The sequence below is a fragment of the Nonomuraea zeae genome, assembly GCF_005889725.1.
GTDB lineage: Bacteria > Actinomycetota > Actinomycetes > Streptosporangiales > Streptosporangiaceae > Nonomuraea > Nonomuraea zeae.
In genome coordinates, this window is the sequence record NZ_VCKX01000023.1 from 15,665 (window position 1) to 32,012 (window position 16,348).

At 73.6% G+C, this 16,348-nt stretch carries 18 protein-coding genes; 10 read left to right on the plus strand and 8 right to left on the minus strand.

Annotated elements, in window-relative coordinates; all coding sequences use genetic code 11:
- Positions 1-38: 38 nt before the first annotated feature.
- Positions 39-389: a DUF6285 domain-containing protein gene (locus tag ETD85_RS10275; RefSeq protein WP_138689402.1), complete on the minus strand. Its 351-nt coding sequence runs from the start codon at positions 387-389 to the stop codon at positions 39-41.
- 108 nt (positions 390-497) lie between these two features.
- Here ETD85_RS10275 and ETD85_RS10280 point away from each other — a divergent pair, with 108 nt between their 5' ends.
- From ETD85_RS10280 to ETD85_RS10300, 5 genes are read left to right on the plus strand one after another with little or no spacing between them, the layout of a single operon-like run.
- Complete coding sequence (locus ETD85_RS10280) at positions 498-1,280, plus strand: CPBP family intramembrane glutamic endopeptidase (RefSeq protein ID WP_138689403.1); 783 nt, start codon at positions 498-500, stop codon at positions 1,278-1,280.
- A 40-nt stretch (positions 1,281-1,320) separates the two neighbouring features.
- Entirely contained in the window at positions 1,321-2,511 is a 1,191-nt protein-coding gene (locus tag ETD85_RS10285) for an acyl-CoA dehydrogenase family protein (protein WP_138689404.1), read from the plus strand.
- A complete protein-coding gene (locus ETD85_RS10290) occupies positions 2,508-3,479 on the plus strand; it encodes a phosphotransferase family protein (RefSeq protein ID WP_138689405.1) in 972 nt (323 codons plus the stop codon). The genes ETD85_RS10285 and ETD85_RS10290 overlap by 4 nt, the downstream gene beginning before the upstream one ends.
- A gap of 15 nt (positions 3,480-3,494) precedes the next feature.
- Entirely contained in the window at positions 3,495-4,214 is a 720-nt protein-coding gene (locus tag ETD85_RS10295; protein ID WP_138689406.1) for an ABC transporter ATP-binding protein, read from the plus strand.
- Positions 4,211-5,044 (plus strand): ABC transporter permease, encoded by an 834-nt coding sequence (locus ETD85_RS10300; RefSeq protein ID WP_138689407.1) that lies wholly within the window; start codon positions 4,211-4,213, stop codon positions 5,042-5,044. Before ETD85_RS10295 ends, ETD85_RS10300 begins: the two co-directional genes overlap by 4 nt.
- Here ETD85_RS10300 and ETD85_RS10305 read toward each other — a convergent pair.
- The gene (locus ETD85_RS10305; protein ID WP_138689408.1) at positions 4,998-5,606 is read right to left on the minus strand and encodes a TetR/AcrR family transcriptional regulator; all 609 of its coding nucleotides are present in this window, start codon (positions 5,604-5,606) and stop codon (positions 4,998-5,000) included. The two genes, ETD85_RS10300 and ETD85_RS10305, sit on opposite strands and share 47 nt — an antisense overlap.
- Positions 5,603-6,088 (minus strand): hypothetical protein, encoded by a 486-nt coding sequence (locus ETD85_RS10310; protein WP_138689409.1) that lies wholly within the window; start codon positions 6,086-6,088, stop codon positions 5,603-5,605. The genes ETD85_RS10305 and ETD85_RS10310 overlap by 4 nt, the downstream gene beginning before the upstream one ends.
- A 589-nt stretch (positions 6,089-6,677) precedes the next feature.
- Here ETD85_RS10310 and ETD85_RS10315 point away from each other — a divergent pair.
- Genes ETD85_RS10315 through ETD85_RS10325 form a run of 3 tightly spaced genes read left to right on the plus strand, consistent with a single transcriptional unit; the run spans position 6,678 to position 9,248 of the window.
- Positions 6,678-7,676, plus strand: a complete 999-nt coding sequence (locus tag ETD85_RS10315; protein ID WP_138689410.1) for a YihY/virulence factor BrkB family protein — start codon at positions 6,678-6,680, stop codon at positions 7,674-7,676.
- Positions 7,673-8,020: a YciI family protein gene (locus tag ETD85_RS10320; protein WP_138689411.1), complete on the plus strand. Its 348-nt coding sequence runs from the start codon at positions 7,673-7,675 to the stop codon at positions 8,018-8,020. The genes ETD85_RS10315 and ETD85_RS10320 overlap by 4 nt, the downstream gene beginning before the upstream one ends.
- Positions 8,013-9,248: an RNA polymerase sigma factor gene (locus tag ETD85_RS10325; RefSeq protein ID WP_138689412.1), complete on the plus strand. Its 1,236-nt coding sequence runs from the start codon at positions 8,013-8,015 to the stop codon at positions 9,246-9,248. Before ETD85_RS10320 ends, ETD85_RS10325 begins: the two co-directional genes overlap by 8 nt.
- Before the next feature lie 37 nt (positions 9,249-9,285).
- On the opposite strand, the gene ETD85_RS10330 is transcribed toward ETD85_RS10325, so the two are convergent.
- Together ETD85_RS10330 and ETD85_RS10335 are read right to left on the minus strand one after the other, a co-directional pair.
- Entirely contained in the window at positions 9,286-9,687 is a 402-nt protein-coding gene (locus ETD85_RS10330) for an STAS domain-containing protein (protein ID WP_170246615.1), read from the minus strand.
- Entirely contained in the window at positions 9,684-10,058 is a 375-nt protein-coding gene (locus ETD85_RS10335; protein ID WP_138689414.1) for an STAS domain-containing protein, read from the minus strand. The genes ETD85_RS10330 and ETD85_RS10335 overlap by 4 nt, the downstream gene beginning before the upstream one ends.
- A gap of 290 nt (positions 10,059-10,348) precedes the next feature.
- Between ETD85_RS10335 and ETD85_RS10340 the strand changes: the two genes are divergently transcribed.
- Together ETD85_RS10340 and ETD85_RS10345 are read left to right on the plus strand one after the other, a co-directional pair.
- Entirely contained in the window at positions 10,349-11,716 is a 1,368-nt protein-coding gene (locus ETD85_RS10340) for an amidase (RefSeq protein ID WP_138689415.1), read from the plus strand.
- 154 nt (positions 11,717-11,870) lie between these two features.
- Entirely contained in the window at positions 11,871-12,758 is an 888-nt protein-coding gene (locus ETD85_RS10345; protein ID WP_138689416.1) for an alpha/beta fold hydrolase, read from the plus strand.
- 190 nt (positions 12,759-12,948) lie between these two features.
- Here the strand turns inward: ETD85_RS10345 and ETD85_RS10350 are convergent, their stop codons facing one another.
- The 3 genes from ETD85_RS10350 to ETD85_RS10360 all read right to left on the minus strand — a co-directional run bounded on the left by ETD85_RS10350 (position 12,949) and on the right by ETD85_RS10360 (position 16,270).
- Entirely contained in the window at positions 12,949-14,061 is a 1,113-nt protein-coding gene (locus ETD85_RS10350) for a right-handed parallel beta-helix repeat-containing protein (RefSeq protein ID WP_138689417.1), read from the minus strand.
- Between the two features lie 65 nt (positions 14,062-14,126).
- The gene (locus tag ETD85_RS10355) at positions 14,127-15,728 is read right to left on the minus strand and encodes an MFS transporter (protein ID WP_138689418.1); all 1,602 of its coding nucleotides are present in this window, start codon (positions 15,726-15,728) and stop codon (positions 14,127-14,129) included.
- A gap of 59 nt (positions 15,729-15,787) precedes the next feature.
- On the minus strand, positions 15,788-16,270 hold the full coding sequence (locus tag ETD85_RS10360; protein WP_138689419.1) for a MarR family winged helix-turn-helix transcriptional regulator: 483 nt from the start codon (positions 16,268-16,270) through the stop codon (positions 15,788-15,790).
- Between the last annotated feature and the right edge of the window lie 78 nt (positions 16,271-16,348).

A 16,348-nucleotide genomic window follows, 5' to 3' on the forward strand; every position in this document is an offset into this window, starting at 1 on the left:
GCCTTCGTTCAGGTCCGCCAGGTCCCGCGCCGGCGGTCTCAGCCGGACGTGAGGTAGCCCGGGTTGGCCACTTCGAGCTTCGCCCGGACGGCCGCCTCCAGGGCCGCCGTGAGCGCGGCGCCGTCCTGGAGGCGGCCGTCGCGGATCGCCGCGGCCAGCTCGGCGTCGTCCGCCACGCCCAGGTCCGCCAGCCGCCGCGCGTGCTCCGCCGCCTGCGCGGGGCCGAGCTCGATCTCCCGCTCCACCATGCCGAGCACGTTGATCGCCACCCGGGTGTGGAAGCGCACCCGGCCCTCCACCCCGGGCAGCACGTCGGTCTGGAGGAAGTCGCGGACGGCGGCCACGAGCTGCGCCGCCGTCGGGACGTCGTGCGGGTCGGTTGTCGTCATACCATCCTCGCTCTGCTGCCGGTGGCCTCCCCGTGGCGTCTACTGTGCCATCCGCGACGCCGTGGGGGCTTTATCCGGGTCCGATCATCGAGGAGCTAATCTGCGGCCATGACGACACAGTCTCCTCCCGCGCCGGTCCCGGTGCTCGGGCCCAGGCTCATCCGGGCCGAGGTCCTCGTCGTGATGTCGGTCTCGCTCGGCGCCAGCGGCCTGGTGGCGTTCGTGCGGCTGATCGGAGCGCTCACGGCGCCCAAGGAGCTGAAGGGCCAGCAGGCCGTGCTGGTCGGGTCGATGGCGCCGGGGCGGCCCTGGCTGGACCTGACGCTGCAACTCGTCGAGATCGCGATCTCGCTGGCGCCGGTCGCGCTGGTGGCGTACCTGATGGTGCGCTCGGGCGAGTCGCTGCGGACGATCGGCGCCGACGCCAGGGAGCCGGGCCGCGACCTGCTGCGCGGGGCGCTGCTCGCGGCCGCGATCGGCGGCTCCGGGCTGGCCTTCTACCTCGCGGTGTGGGCGGCGGGGGTGAACCTGACCGTCGTCCCCGGCGCGCTGCCGCAGGTGTGGTGGCAGGTGCCGGTGCTGCTGCTCGCCGCGGCGCAGAACGGCGTGCTGGAGGAGGTCCTCGTCGCCGGATATCTGCTGCACCGGCTGGGGCAGGCCGGCTGGTCGCCGTGGCGGGCGGTGGTCGTCTCGTCGCTGCTGCGCGGGTCGTACCACCTGTATCAGGGGTTCGGCGGGTTCGTCGGGAACGTGGTGATGGGGCTGGTGTTCGGGCGGCTGTACCAGCGGTGGGGCCGGACCACGCCGCTGGTGGTGGCGCACACGCTGATCGACTCCGTCGCCTTCGTCGGGTACGCCTTCCTGCACGGTCGGGTGAGCTGGCTGCCCTGAAACCGTTGACTGGACAACGGTTTGGGGTTGAGATCGCTTCATGAGCTTCGCCGTGCCTGACAGCGTCCGACCGGTTCGCGACGCCGTACACGCGTTCATGACCGAGCGGGTCGAGCCCGCCGAGCCGGTGCTGCACGAGGGCGGCGCGCCCGCCGCGGCGGCCATGGAGGAGCTGCGGGCCGAGGCGAAGAAGGAGGGCCTGTGGGCTCTCGGCCACCCGCGCGAGCTGGGCGGCGGCGGGCTGCCGTTCCTCGACTACGTCTACGTCAACGAGGTGCAGGGGCGCAGCGAGTTCGGGCAGCTCGCGCTGGGCACGTTCACGTTGCAGGACTCGCTGATGCTCTACGAGCACGCCTCGCCCGGGCAGCGCGAACGGTATCTGGAGCCCCTGGTACGGGGTGACATCTCGCCGAGCTTCGCGATGACCGAGCCGGCGGTGTCGAGCAGCGACCCCACCCAGATCACGACGTCCGCGGTGCTGGACGGCGACGAATGGGTGATCAACGGGCACAAGTGGTTCACGACCGGGGCGTCCCTGGCCGCGTACACGACCGTGATGTGCCGGACCGAGCAGGACGCGCCGCCGCACCTGGCCTTCTCGATGATCCTGGTGCCGACGGACACCCCCGGCTACACGATCGTCCGCGAGACGCCCGTCCTGGGGCTCGGCGGGGCGCATTGCGAGGTCCGCTACGAGGACGTCCGCGTGCCCGCCTCGAACCTGCTCGGCGGCCGGGGCCAGGGGTTCGTCATCGCGCAGAAGCGGCTCGGGCCCGGCCGGATCTTCCACTGCATGCGCTGGCTGGGGCAGGCGCAGCGGGCGTTCGACCTGATGTGCCGCAGGCTGCACGAGCGGACCGCGTTCGGCGAGCCGCTGGCGGCCAAGCAGCTCATGCGCCAGCACGTGTTCGACTCCTACACCGAGATCCAGGCCGCCAGGCTGCTGACGCTGCACGCCGCCGAGGCCATCGACGCGGGCTCGCAGGCCAGGGTCGAAATCGGCGCCATCAAGGTGGTGGGCGCGCGCATGCTGCACAACGTGATCGACCGGGCCATCCAGGTGTACGGCGCCGCCGGCCTGACCCCGGACACGCCGCTGGATCGCATGTACCGGCACGCGCGGGCCGGCCGGATCTACGACGGTCCCGACGAGGTGCACATCGACTCCGTGGGCCGGCGGATCCTCGGCACGTACGCGGCGGGCGGCACCTGGGAGTTCGGCCTGCGATGACGGATCCCCACGCGATCGCCGGCGCGGCCTTCGGCGCCGGCGCGGTGGTCACGTCCAGCGTGCGGCTGCCGGGCGGCGCGTCCCGGGAGACGTGGGCCCTGGACGTCGTCACCCCCGACGGGCGCACGCACGAGCTCGTCCTGCGGCTCGACTCCCCCGGCGCCGCTCCGGAGACCGGCGCCGGGCTGGCCGCCGAGGCCACGCTGATGCGGGCCGCATACGACGCCGGCGTGCCGGTGCCGCGGATCGTCGCGTGCGGCGAGTCGCACATCCTGATGACCCGCGTCCCCGGCGAGACGATCCCGCGCAAGATCCTCAGGGACGAGGCGTACGCGGCGGCCCGGCCGCTGCTGGCCGCGCAGTGCGGGCAGGCGCTGGCCGCGATCCACCGGATGCCGCTCTCCTGCGTGCCCGGGGAGGCGGCGGAGGATCCCCTGGAGCGCTGGCGGGACGTGCTCGACCTGCTCGGCGAGCCGCACCCGGTGTTCGAGCTGGCGCTGCGGCGGCTGGCGGCCTGCCGGCCGCCCGGCACTCGGCGTACGGTCGTGCACGGCGACTTCCGCAACGGCAACCTGATCGTCGGGCCCGAGGGGATCAGGGCGGTGCTCGACTGGGAGCTGGCCCACCTCGGCGACCCGCTGGAGGACCTCGGGTGGCTGTGCGTGAAGGCGTGGCGGTTCGGCTCGCCGCTGCCGGTGGGCGGTTTCGGCGGCTACGACGACCTCGTCGGCGCCTACGAGCGGGCCGCCGGGCAGCCGGTCGACCGGGACGCGCTGCGCTGGTGGGAGACCTTCGGGGTGCTCAAGTGGGGGATCATCTGCGTCATGCAGACCATGCGGCACCTGCGCGGCGGCGCCTCCTCCGTGGAGCTGGCGGCGATCGGCCGCCGGGTGTGCGAGAACGAATGGGACCTGCTCGGGATGCTGCGCGAGCGCGCGGAAAACCCGTTGCCTCAGCGTCCCCTGTGAACGCACTCTTGACCGGTGGCCATCCTCGAGGCGTCCCATCTGGTGAAGCGGTTCGGAGCGGTCACCGCGGTCCGCGACCTGAGCCTGACCGTGCGCGAGGGCGAGGTCGTCGGGCTGCTCGGCCCCAACGGCGCGGGCAAGTCGACCACGCTGCACATGCTGCTCGGCCTGATCACCCCCGACGCGGGCGGCATCGAGCTGTTCGGGCTGGAGCTGGCCAGGCACCGGACCGAGGCGCTGAGCCAGGTCAACTTCGCCGCCAGCTACGTGGACCTGCCCGGGGTGCTGCGCGTGCACGAGGTGCTCGACGTGTTCGCCCGGCTCTACGCCCTGCGCCGCCCCCGCGAGCGGGTGGCCGAGGTCATCGAGCTGTTCGAGCTGGGCGCGATCGCCAGACGGCGGGTGCTGGGCCTGTCGTCCGGCCAGCGCACCCGCGTGCAGCTCGCCAAGGCGCTGCTCAACGCGCCCAGGCTGCTGGTGCTCGACGAGCCCACGGCCAACCTCGACCCCGACGCGGGCGACCGCATCCGCGGCCTGCTGTCCAGGCTGGCCAGGGAGAACGGCAGCGCCATGCTGATCACCTCGCACAACATGCGCGAGGTCGAGCGCATGTGCGACCGGATCCACTTCATGGCCGACGGCCTGGTCGTGGCGACCGGCAGCGCCGAGGAGCTGGCCGGGCGCTACGAGGCCGAGGACCTGGAAGAGGTCTTCCTGAAGGTGGCACGCGGATGACGACTCCCCCTGCTTCTCTGCTCCTGCCGCCCCTGAGCCTGGCGGCGCGGCGCGCCCGGGTGCTCGGCGTCGTCCGGCGCGACTTCGCGGCGCTGCGCCGCAGCCCCATCCGGACGTTCGAGATCCTGTTCTGGCCGACCGTGGAGCTGGTGCTGTGGGGGTTCCTCACGGTCTTCCTGCAGACGCAGCGGGTGCCGTTCGTGGTGTCGTTCCTGCTCGGCGCCGTGCTGCTGTGGCAGGTGCTGCAGAAGGCGAGCAACGAGATCTCGCTGGCCTTCCTGGAGGACATCTGGTCGCGCAATCTGCTCAACGTGCAGGTCAGCCCGCTGTCCAGCGTCGAATACCTGGTCGGGCTCGTGCTGTTCTCGCTGGGCAAGGTGGCGTTCGCGGTCACGGTGATGGCCGGGCTGGCCCTGGCCCTCTACGGGTTCGGGGTGACGAGCCTCGGCGTTGGGCTGGTGCCGTTCATGGCGGTGCTGCTCGTGCTCGGCTGGTCGCTGGGGCTGGTCGGCATCGCGGCGGTGCTCCGCTTCGGCGAGAACGCGCAGGTGATCGCCTGGTCGCTGGTGTTCGTGGTGCAACCGCTGGCCGGGATCTTCTACCCGGTCTCGGTGCTGCCCGCGCCGCTGCAGGCCGTGTCGTGGCTCCTGCCGGCCTCGCACGTCTTCGAGGGCATGCGCACGGTCATGGCGGGCGGCGCGGTGCCGTGGGACCGGCTCGCCTGGGCCGCCGCGCTCGACGCCGGCTATCTGGCCGCGACGCTCGGGCTGTTCGCCTGGGCGCTCAGCCACGCCCGGCGGTGTGGGAGGCTCTCGAGGTTCGGGGACTGATCGCCGCGGCGATCACGTCGACCAGGCCCTCCACCACCTGCGCCCGGTCCACTTCCGGATGCTCCAGCCACCAGTCGCCGGTCGTCTGCACCATGCCCACGAACGCGTGCCCGAGCACCTGCGCCCGCACCGGGTCCGGGACCACGCGCTCGGCGGCCAGCATCGCGCCGAGCTCCTCGCCCAGGCTGCGCACGAGCGAGGTCATGTGGGAGCGGATCCTGGTGTCCTCGGCGCTGGCCCGGTGGAACAGGAACCGGTAGAGATTGAGGTTGGCCGAGATCAGGTCGAGGTAGGCGGCGATCGCCGACCTGGCCCTGCTGCGCAGGTCGGCGTCCGTCTCGGCGAGCTTGGGCCGCAGCTGGGCGATGACCGTGCGGACATGCCGGTCGGCCAGCGCCTGGAGCAGGCCGCTCTTGTCGCCGAAGTGACGGTAGAGGATCGGCTTGGTGATGCCGGCCTCCGCGGCGATGGCCGCCATCGACACCTCGGGGCCCTCGCTGAGGATGACCCGGTCGGCCGCGTCGAGCAGCGTCCTGCGCCGATCCGGATCCCGTCCACTCACGGGTCAAGGATAGATCGCAGGCGGCCGGGCAGCAGCGCCGAGAGCACCAGCACCACACCGATGATCGTGTAGAGCCCGGTCATCCCGGCCAGCGTGCCCGGGGGCTCGCCCAGCTCGGCCCACGCCAGGCCGTCCGGCTGCGACCACGGCAGGCCGCCGGCCGCCGACCAGGGCAGCTTGGCCGCCACGCCGAGCGCGGCGTCCAGGTCGAGTGCGAACAGCACGCCCGCGGCGGCCAGCGGCAGGCCGCAGGCGAGCGCCGCCGGGGGCCAGGCGGTCAGGAGCGTGACGAGGACGGCCGCGCCCAGCAGGTAGCCGAGGCCCGCCGGCGCGGGGCCGAACGCGGCGTTGCCGGTGCGCAGGGCCCTGGCCGCGGCCTCGGTCAGGTAGTAGACGGGGAGCAGTGCCCCGAGGCCGGCGACCGCGCCCAGCAGCCGGCGGGCCTCGCGGGGCAGGCGGCGGCGGGTGCGGGCCCATCTCATCGCTTGGTGTACGCGCTCGTTGATCTCTGCCTCCCAGGGTGATCAGTGGTGCCGGGCGGACTCCGGTTCGGCCGGCGTCGCCGGTCTCCCCACGATCTCTCCCGGCCGGTCTCGGGGGGAGACCCGGGATTGGCGCCTGATGGTCACTGTGCGTGGCCATGTGGAGCGTAGCGGCTCGCCGCCCGCGTGCCCGGTCTATGGGCGAAGCGGTCCCCCGATGAGCGCCGAGCCGTGCCTCTTTCGGGGGAGCAAACCCTTCGCTTCCGGCGCGAAGGTGAACGCATGACACCACTGACACCACGCGGAGCTCTCCTCGGACTCCGGACCCTCGTCCTGGCCGCCGCTCTCGCCGTGCTCCTCGCCGCCGGATGCGGCGCCATCTCCGGTACGGCGGGCGGCCCCGGGGCGCCTCCGGCACCCGCCTGCGAAAGAGCCCGCTGACGCGGAACCCCGCTGGATCCGACATGTCCGGCACAATGCCTTAAACGATCATGCATGTGGTTCAAGCGGAGCGATACGGTGAACCGTGACGTCACGACGGCATCCGTTTGCCGGCATTCACGCGAGCCCCGCGGAAGGACCATCCATCATGAACGCCACCGGGCCGATCCGGCGATCGGCCAAGGGGCTGGCGGCAGGCTGGCGGCGCGCCCGCGACCGCCACGGCTGGCTGGACCACCTGGTACGCGCCGTGGTCCGCTACGACGAGGCCGACGCCGGCCGGTTATCGGCCGCGCTCACCTATTACACCTTCTTCGCCACGTTCTCGCTGGCCCTGCTGGCCTTCGCGATCCTCGGCCGGGTCCTGGACGACCCGACGGTGCTGGCCACGGTCCAGCAGTACCTCAGCGAGAACTTCCCGCGTCTCGACGTCCAGGCCCTGCGGGACGCGCGGGGCACGGCGGGCGCGGTGGCGTTCGTCGCGCTGCCGCTCACCGGCCTGTTCTGGATGGACAGCCTGCGCTCGGCCACCCGGGCGATCTGGCGGGTGGAGCAGTATCCAGGCAACTTCTTCCTGCGCCAGCTCATCGACCTGGGCGTGGTGGCCGGTCTCGGGCTGCTGCTCGCCCTGTCGCTCGCCGTCGCGTTCGCCGCCGAGCGGCTGCTCACCTGGCTGGCCGTGCTCACCGTGGGCCCGGAGGCCCTGCCGGCCCAGTGGGTGCTCACCGCGGCCGGGATCGTGCTCGGGCTGGGCGTCAACACCCTCCTGGCCATGGCGCTGCTGACCGCGCCGCCCCGGCTGCGGCTGCCGCTGCGCCGCGTGATCGGCCCGGCGCTCGTCATCACCGTCGGCCTGGAGATCCTCAAGTCCCTCGGCCAGGCCTACGTCAACCTCACCGTGGCCAACCCCGCCTACCAGGTCGTCGCGGGGGCCGCCGGGATGCTGCTGTTCCTCAAGGTGCTCAATCAGCTCATCCTGCTGGCCACCGCGCTGGCGGCCACCAGCACGGCCGGGACCGTCACCGACCTGGCGGCCCCGCGCCCCGCCCCCAGGACGACCGGAGACATTCCCGCCGGGCCCGTGTCCGGAACGGCCGCGCCCGTTCGTCATCCTGATGACACTCCGACAGAAGGGGCACAGGAATGAAGTACATGATGTTCGTCTGCACCGACACCGCGCCGGACACCGACACCGCAGGCTGGCCCGACATCGAGGTGTGGGTGGCCGAGAACGACGCCCGTGGCCGCCGCCTGCACGGCGACCGGCTGGCCCCCACGTCGGCGGCCACCACCGTCCGGGTGCGCGAGGGTGAGCTGCTGGTATCCGATGGCCCGTTCGCCGAGGTCAAGGAGGTGATCGTGGGCTACGACGTGCTCGAGTGCGCCGATCTGGACGAGGCGATCGAGGTGGCCCGCGCCCACCCGATGGCCCGCGCGGGGCGGCTGGAGCTGCGCCCGTTCCACGTCGAGGACGCTGCGCCGCGTGACTGAGGCGACCCCGGCCGACGGCGACGCGGCGCGGGCCGTCGCCGCCGCCGGCCGGGAAACCTTCGCCCGGATCGCCGCCGCGCTGATCCGGGTCACCGGCGACTGGACGCTGGCCGAGGACTGCGCCCAGGAGGCGCTGGCGCTCGCCCTCGAACGCTGGCCCGAGGACGGCGTGCCCGCCAACCCCGGGGGCTGGCTCATGACCGTGGCCCGCAACCGTGCGATCGACGTGCTGCGGCGCGCCTCCACCGAGCGGCGCAAGCTGCGGGAGGTGGCGCTGCTCTCGCTCACCGATCCGGGCGATCCGGCCCCCGCGCCGGCGAAGGAGGACGTCGTGGACGACCGGCTGCGGCTGATCTTCACCTGCTGCCACCCGGCGCTCCCGCTGGAGGCGCGCGTGGGCCTGACGTTGCGGACGGTCTGCGGGGTGCCGACCGCCGACATAGCGCGGGCCCTGCTGGTCAGCGAATCGGCCATGACCCGCCGCCTGACCCGCGCCAAGACGAAGATCGCCGATGCCGGCATCCCGTACCGGGTGCCGGCCGGCCCGGCGCTCGCCGAGCGCCTGCCCGGGGTGCTCGCCGTGCTGTACCTGCTGTTCACCCGCGGGTACGACGCCGACGGGCAGCCCGCGTTCGCCGAGGAGGCCATCCGCCTGGCGCGGCTGCTGGACCGGCTCCTGCCCGGCCGGTCCGAGGTCTCCGGGCTGCTGGCCCTGTTCCTGTTCCAGCACTCGCGGCGCGACTCCCGCCGCGACGACGCCGGCGACCTGCTCACCCTCGACCGGCAGGACCGGTCCCGCTGGGATCACGCCGCGATCGCCGAAGGGCTCGGCGTGCTGGCCAGGACGACGCCGGACGGCCCGTACGCGCTGCAGGCCAGGATCGCGGCCTGCCACGCCACCGCCGCGTCCGCCGAGGCCACCGACTGGGCGGCGATCGCGCGATGGTACGACGGGCTCGCCCGACTCCAGCGCTCCCCCGTGATCGAGCTGAACCGGGCCGTGGCACACGGCTACGCGCACGGACCGGCGGCGGGGCTGGCACTGCTCGCCGCGGCCCGCACCGGCGGCACGCTCGACGACCACCCCCACGCGGTCGCCGCCGAGGCCGATCTCACCGCCCGGCTCGGCGACCGCGCCCGCGCCGCCGCCCTCTTCCGGCGGGCCGCCGGCCTCAGCTCCGCCGGCTCCGAGCGCCGCGCGCTCCTCGACCGCGCCGCCCGGCTGTAGCAGCCCGGGAACGGTCACGGCACGTGGTGCGGCCGGGTCATCCCTCGCGCAGGAAGGACCCGTCGCCCGGCGGCGCGATCAGCCGGGCCGGGAACGCCGCGGCGCGCTGGGCGGCGGCGATCGCCTGCTCCACGTCGTCGTGCACGACCATGGCCTGCCTCGCGCCGGTGATCTCCAGCAGCCGGGCCGGGCTCGGCTGCAGCCCGGCCACGTGCAGGGCGACACCGTGGACGCGGGCCAGCGCGGCGGCGGCGAGCAGGACGGCCAGGCCGGAGCTGTCCATGAAGGTCAGCCGGCTCACATCCACGATCAGGTGCTCGTCGAGCCGGCGGCGCACCTGGTCGATGTAGCACTCCAGCTCGGCGGAGGTGGTGGTGTCGACCTCGCCGGACACGGAGATCAGCGTCGCGCCGGCGAGATGGCGGCTGGTGAGGATCACTGGCGCTCCTGAAGACGGGTTTCGTGATCGTGCAACACCACGGCGACGGCCTCCTCGACGCCGGTGTGGATGTTCAGGGCGTCCCAGACGCCGGAGATCTGCAGCACGCGGGCCGGCAGATCCTGGACGGCCGCCAGGTGCAGGACGCCGCCCTGCACGCGGGTGGCGGCGTTGAGCCGGAGCAGCACCTGAAGGCCGCTGCTGTCCATGAACGTCAGCCCGCTCAGATCGAGCACCAGCGGCTCCCCCGGCCTGCGGGCGCTCTCGACGGAGGACTCCAGCCAGTCGGCGTTCGTGGAGTCGGCCTCACCGGCCACGGTGACCAGGACGCCGGTGACCAGCCGGCGCTCGTCCACACTCAAGGGGGACATATCACCCTCGCTACGGCGCGCAGCGGGCCGTGACGCTGCGCGACGATCACGAGCATGGTGTCCCCCGTGGAGTCCGGCCGGACTGCGATGTCATGGTGCCGTTCACCGTCCACAGTAATGCGAAGGCGGCGGCCGGAGAGCCGGTTCGCCCGAGGTTCTCGGGCCCGCCCGGGAGCCGCCCGCCGCGCGGCCGGGCGGTGCGGGCGGGGCCGGGGCGGCCGACCCCACCGGCCGCCGTAGTGATATCAGTGGACCTGTTCCGAACGTCGTGAAGGCAGGGAAAGGACTCCATGCCCGTCTCCCCCGGCCCGTTCACCGGCCGTACCGTCACCGGCCTCGCCCAGGACCTGCGCGAAGGGCGGACCAGCTCGGCCGAGCTGGTCGAGCAGGCGCTCGACGCCGTCGCCAAGCTCGATCCGCCGCTCAACGCGTTCGTCACCGTGGACGCCGACGGCGCGCGGGCCGCGGCGCGGCGGGCGGACGACGAGCTGGCCGCCGGCACCGACCGGGGCCCGCTGCACGGCGTGCCCGTCGGGGTGAAGGATCTCATCGACGTCGCGGGGCTGCCGTCGGCCAGGGGTTCGCGGCACTTCGCCGGTCACGTCCCGGACGCCGACGCCGTGTGCGTCACGCGCCTGCGCCGCGCCGGGGCGGTGGTCGTCGGCAAGACCACGACCCACGAGTTCGCTTACGGCCCCACCGGCGACCGCTCCGCGAACGGCCCGTCGCGCAACCCCTGGGATCCGGCCCGCATGTCGGGCGGCTCCAGCGGCGGCAGCGCCGCGGCCGTGGCGGCGGGCATGGTGCCGCTGGCGCTCGGCACGGACACGGGCGGCTCCGTCCGCATCCCGGCCGCTCTGTGCGGGGTCGCCGGGTTCAAGCCGGCCTACGGGGCGATCCCCGAGGAGGGCGTCTTCCCCCTGTCGCGCAGCCTCGACCACGTCGGCGTCCTCGCGGGCGACGAGCGCGACTGCCTGATCGCCTACCGCTGCCTGGCCGGGATCCCGGAGGACGCCCTCCCCGAGCCGGCCCAGGACGCCTGCGCCGTGCGCGTGGCGTGGCTGGACCCCGCCGGGCTGCTCGCCGGACTGCCCGCCGGGCTCTCCGCGGCCGCCGCGCGGGTGGCGAGCGTGGTGCGCGCGGCGTCGGGGGCGCGGGAGGAGGTCCGGCTGCTTCCGGGGACCGCCGAGGCGTTCAGGGAGGCGTACACGGTGATCCAGAGCTGCGAGACGGCGGCCGTGCACGGGCCGCGGCTGGCAGGGGCGCCGGAGCTGTTCGACCCCGAGGTGGCCGAGCGGCTGCGCGCCGCCGCCGAGGTGCCCGGCTGGAAGTACGTCCAGGCCATGGAGGCGCGGCCGCGGCTGGCCGCGGCCGTCGCCGCGCTGTTCGAGCACCATGACGTGATCGCGCTGCCCGCCGTGCCGATCACCGCGCCCCTGCTCCAGGTGCGGGAGATCGAGCTGGACGGCGAGATCGTCGCCGTGCGCGCCGCCCTGCTCGCGCTGACCAGCCCGTGGAACCTGACCGGACGCCCCGCCCTGACCGTGCCGTCCGGGACCGTGGACGGCCTGCCGGTGGGGCTGCAGCTCATCTGCCGCCCCGGCCGCGAGCACCTGCTCTTCGAGGCCGCCGCCCGCCGGACGCCGCCGTCCCCATGAGCCCGGGCCTCCGGCGCGCCGGGCGGGGAGGCATTCACCGGGCCGGACGGGGAAGTGGCCCGCGTGCGGCCGCTCCGTGCGGCCCGCAGTGAGGAGAAGGTCATCATGAGGATCGGGCCATCGCGCCGCGCGACCCCGGTAAGGGGCTGAGACGTTGTTCGAGGACTTCGAGGCCGAGCTGATCCGGGTCGAGGGCGCGGACGTCTTCACCCGCCACGGCGGCGAGGGGCCGCCCGTGCTGCTGCTCCACGGCCACCCCCGGACCTCGGCCACGTGGCACCGGGTCGCCCCCCGGCTGGTGGCCGAGGGCTTCACCGTCGTGTGCCCCGACCTGAGGGGATACGGCCGCTCCCGCGGCCCGGCGCCCGCCCCGGACCACTCGGCGCACTCCAAACGGGCCGTCGCGGGTGACCTGATGGCGGTGATGCGCGCGCTCGGCCACCGGCGTTTCGCGCTCGCCGGGCACGACCGGGGCAGCTACGTCGCGCTGCGGCTCGCCCTGGACCACCCGGAGAGCGTCTCGCGCGTCGCGCTCCTGGACTCCATCCCGATCAGCGAGCACCTCTCGCGCATCACCCCGTCGTTCGCGACGCGGTGGTGGCACTGGTTCTTCTTCGCCCAGCCCGGCATCCCCGAACGCGTCATCAACGCCGACCCCGACGGCTGGTACCACGGCGACCCGCTGAGCATGGGGCAGGAGAACTACGACGAATGGCGCGCGGCCACCAGGAACCCCGAGGTGGTGCGGGCCATGCTGGAGGACTACCGGGCCGGGCTCACCGTCGACCGGCGCCACGAGGAGGACGACCGGGCGGCCGGCGCGCGGCTGCGCTGTCCCGCGTTGATCCTGTGGTCGCTCAAGGACGATCTCGAGGAGCTGTACGGGGACCCGCTGCGGATCTGGCGGGACTGGGCGGAGGACGTGCGCGGGCACGGCATCGACTCCGGGCACCACATGGCCGAGGAGGCTCCGGACGAGCTCGCCGCCGCCCTGGCCGGCTTCTTCGGCGCTCAGAAGGCGGCACGGCCGCCGGTCCGGTGAGCACAGGCGGCACGCCGATCCGGGGGAAGGGCGGCACGCCGGTCCGGTGAGGAAGGGCGGCGCGGCCGGGTGGCCGGCCGCCCCTCGCCCGGATCGTGCGCGGCGCGCGGGGCGGTTCGCGTCCCCGGGCCGGGTGCGCGGGCCGGGTGCGCGGGCCGGGTGCGCGGGCCGGGTGCGCGGGTGGATCGCGTCAGGGTTGGCAGTCGAGCTGGGTGCCCGGCCGGGCGGTGACCGCGCCGTAGTAGCGGACCTTGCCGCACGGGTCCTGGCCGCCGGTGACGACGTTGCCGGTCACCACCACGTCGGTGATGGGCGCGGCGTCGGCGCGGACGGCGATGGCGTCGCGCGCCCCGGTGTTGCTCACGCGGTTGCCGGTGATCTCCACCGTGCGCAGGGCGGCGCCGTCGACGGACTTGACGTAGACGCCGCCGGCGCAGGAGTCCAGCTCGTTGTCGGCGATGCGCACGTTCTGGGCGTTGAGCGTGGCGATGCCGTCCCAGCGGGTGTTGCGCACGACGTTGCCCTCGATCCGCACGCGGGTGTGCGGATGGGCGGGGTCGGAGGTGTGGGAGCCGGTGAACTGGCCCCACCCCGCCTGCGAGCCGGAGGTGTCGCAGGTGTTGCCGCTCAGCAGGATGTCGGTGCAGGGGGTCAGGTCGCTGGCGCCGCCCCAGGTGTTGCCGCCCGCGGGCAGGTCGAGCTGGACGGCCTCGCCGTGCCACAGCCCCTGGCCGGGGTCGGCGATCCAGCCTTTGAGCGCGCATCCGCGCACCGTGCCGCGGCGTACGGCGTTGAGCTCGATCCCGTGCCACCATTTGACGTTCCACATGGTGACGTCCTGGATGAGCACGTCGCTGGCGTGCACGAAGGTGATCCCGTTCATGGCGGGCGCCTGGCCGGGCACGCCGCGCTGGACGAAGTCCCACACGGGGTCCCAGCTGCCGCCGGTGACGGCGATGTTGCCGGCGGCCGCGTAGCCGCCGGTGGTGGCGCCGACCGCGTTGAGCACCATGGTGTGCTTGACGCCGGTGGCGGGGAACCTGGCCACGATCCTGGCGTCCGTGGCGTCCAGGTGGGTGTTGCGGTAGACGATCAGCGGCTGGGTGAGGAGGTAGGTGGCCTTGGGGACCTTGGCCACGTACCGGCCGGCCGCGTCCTTGGTCCCCTGGCCGTCTCTCGCGGCGTTCAGCAGTTGCTGGATCTTGGAGCCGGCCACGTAGGCGGGCAGTGCCGAGGGCCGGGTGAACGCGTGCCCGGCCAGCATCGCCGCCGTGCCGCCGAATAAGGCTCTTCGTCCGATCATGGCGCCCGACTCTCGTGCCAGGACCGGCCCGCTGTCAACCGGGCCGGCCCGTACGAGAGGGACTGTCAGTGGGCGGCCGGGACGTCGGCGGGGGCCTGGCCGCGCCGGACGGTCAGCGCCGCCGCGACCGCGCCCGCGACGCACAGCACGCCGGTGACGGTCAGCGCGGTGTGGAACCCGGCCACGAACGCCTGGTGGCTGCCCTCGATGACGGCGGCCTTCAGCGCCTGCGGCATGGCGGCGGTGACCGGGGCGACGCCCTGGGCGACCGCGCTCACGGCCCCCTCCAGCTCGCGGGCGGTGGCGGCGGGGGTGCCCGCGCCGGTGAGCGCGCCGAACAGGGTGGCGCCCGCCTTGCCCGCCAGGATCGAGGCCAGCACGGAGGTGCCCAGCGCGCCGCCCAGCTGCAGCGCCGTGGTCTGCAGGCCGCCCGCGACGCCCGCGTCACGGACCGGCGCGTTGCCGACGACGGCCTCGGACGAGGCGGACATCACCAGCCCGACCCCCAGCCCCAGCAGGACGAACCCGGGCCACAGGGAGTGGTAGGACGAGCTCGTCCCCGCCCCCAGGAGCGAGAACGCGGCCACGGCCTGCGACGCCATGCCCAGCGGCATGGTCAGCCGGGGGCCGAAGCGCTCGGTGAGCTTGGCGCCGATGGGCGGCGCGACGATGGAGGCGAGGCTGAGCGGCAGCGTGTAGACGCCGGTCATCACCGCGCTGTATCCGCGCACGTTCTGCAGGTAGAGCATGAGCAGGAAGATCACGCCGAGCAGCACGAAGAAGTTCAGCGCGGTGATGATCGTGCCGGCCGTCAGCGACGGGTTCCTGAACAGCCGCATGGGCAGCAGCGGGTGCCGGCGCCGGGCCTCGAAGAGGCCGAACCCGGCGAGGACCAGGAGGCCGAGCGCCAGGCAGCCGAGCGTGGCGGCCGAGCCCCAGCCCCAGGTCTCGCCCTTGACCACGCCGAAGACCAGGATGAGCATGCCGAGGGCGAGCAGGATCACGCCCGTGACATCGAAGCGCTCCCGTCCGCCGGCCGGCTTGGTCCTGGGCAGCACGCGCAGGCCGAAGACGAGGCCGGCCAGGCCGATCGGTGCGTTGATGTAGAAGACCCACTCCCAGCCCACGCGCTCGACGAGCAGCCCGCCGACGATGGGGCCCAGCGCGGTGGAGACGGAGGAGACCATCGCCCAGAGGCCCACCGCCATCCCGAACTTCCGCGGCGCGAAGACCGCGCGGATCAGGCCCAGGGTGTTGGGCATCATCAGCGCGGCGAACACACCCTGGGCGGCGCGGAAGGCGATGACCCCGCCGATCGAGCCGACCAGCCCGATGGCGACCGAGGACAGGACGAAGCCGGCCATGCCGGCGAGGAAGAAGGTGCGCCGGCCGAACCGGTCGCCCAGCTTGCCGCCGAGGATCAGCAGCGCGGCGAGCGCCAGCAGGTAGGAGTTGGTCACCCACTGCAGCTGCGACAGCGACGCGTTCAGGTCGGCGCTGATGTACGGGTTGGCGATGGACACCACGCTGCTGTCGAGGCTGACCATGAACAGCCCGAAGCAGACGGCGGCGAGGGTGAGCCAGGGATTGACGCGTGCGGGGTGCGCGGCGGGGGCCGCGCCGTCCGTGGAGGGAGCACTATGACGGTCCACGGATGGAGGTGTCATGAAAGGGGAGATCCTTGTTCTTCGGTACGGCTCTCACGAGCTGACTGCCGCCGGAGGCGTCATCCGGCGGCGGGGTGCACCCTGCGGAGCAGGGCGTCGAGTGCGGGCAGGGCCTGCCCGATGGCCGCGACCTCGTCGTCGCTCAAACCGTTCAGGCCGTCGCCGAGGACGCCGGAGGTCAGCGCGTCGGCGACCGCGAACCGCCGGTCGGCCTCCTCGGTGGTGTGCAGGTGGGCCAGGCGGCGGTCGGCCGGGTCGGGAACCCGTTCGAGCTCGCCCTGGGCGACGAGCTGCGTCACCAGGGCGCTGAGGTTGTTGGGCTTCATCAGCAGCTCCTCCGCCGCCTCGCGCACGGTGATCCCCGGCCGCTCCTTCACCAGCCGCACCAGCGCGAGCTGGCCTTCCGGAAGGAGGGGATGCGGGAATTCGAGGCGCACGCGCCGCTCCACGGCCCGCGCCAGGCGCGGCAGCAGCGCGCCCAGCCGGGACACGACCTCGGGGGAGGCGGTGACGGCCGGGCCGTCAGGGGCGGGAGCGGGCACGCCGTCCAGAATAGGTATGTAAACATAGCTATGTCAAAATACCTATCCACGCGGCAAACGGATCATGGCGTTAGCGTC

Coding starts and splice junctions, on each gene's coding strand:
- ETD85_RS10275 (WP_138689402.1), bottom strand. CDS start 389: ATGACGACAACCGACCCGCACGACGTCCCGACGGCGGCGCAGCTCGTG.
- ETD85_RS10280 (WP_138689403.1), top strand. CDS start 498: ATGACGACACAGTCTCCTCCCGCGCCGGTCCCGGTGCTCGGGCCCAGG.
- ETD85_RS10285 (WP_138689404.1), top strand. CDS start 1,321: ATGAGCTTCGCCGTGCCTGACAGCGTCCGACCGGTTCGCGACGCCGTA.
- ETD85_RS10290 (WP_138689405.1), top strand. CDS start 2,508: ATGACGGATCCCCACGCGATCGCCGGCGCGGCCTTCGGCGCCGGCGCG.
- ETD85_RS10300 (WP_138689407.1), top strand. CDS start 4,211: ATGACGACTCCCCCTGCTTCTCTGCTCCTGCCGCCCCTGAGCCTGGCG.
- ETD85_RS10310 (WP_138689409.1), bottom strand. CDS start 6,088: ATGAGATGGGCCCGCACCCGCCGCCGCCTGCCCCGCGAGGCCCGCCGG.
- ETD85_RS10315 (WP_138689410.1), top strand. CDS start 6,678: ATGAACGCCACCGGGCCGATCCGGCGATCGGCCAAGGGGCTGGCGGCA.
- ETD85_RS10320 (WP_138689411.1), top strand. CDS start 7,673: ATGAAGTACATGATGTTCGTCTGCACCGACACCGCGCCGGACACCGAC.
- ETD85_RS10335 (WP_138689414.1), bottom strand. CDS start 10,058: ATGTCCCCCTTGAGTGTGGACGAGCGCCGGCTGGTCACCGGCGTCCTG.
- ETD85_RS10340 (WP_138689415.1), top strand. CDS start 10,349: ATGCCCGTCTCCCCCGGCCCGTTCACCGGCCGTACCGTCACCGGCCTC.
- ETD85_RS10350 (WP_138689417.1), bottom strand. CDS start 14,061: ATGATCGGACGAAGAGCCTTATTCGGCGGCACGGCGGCGATGCTGGCC.
- ETD85_RS10355 (WP_138689418.1), bottom strand. CDS start 15,728: ATGACACCTCCATCCGTGGACCGTCATAGTGCTCCCTCCACGGACGGC.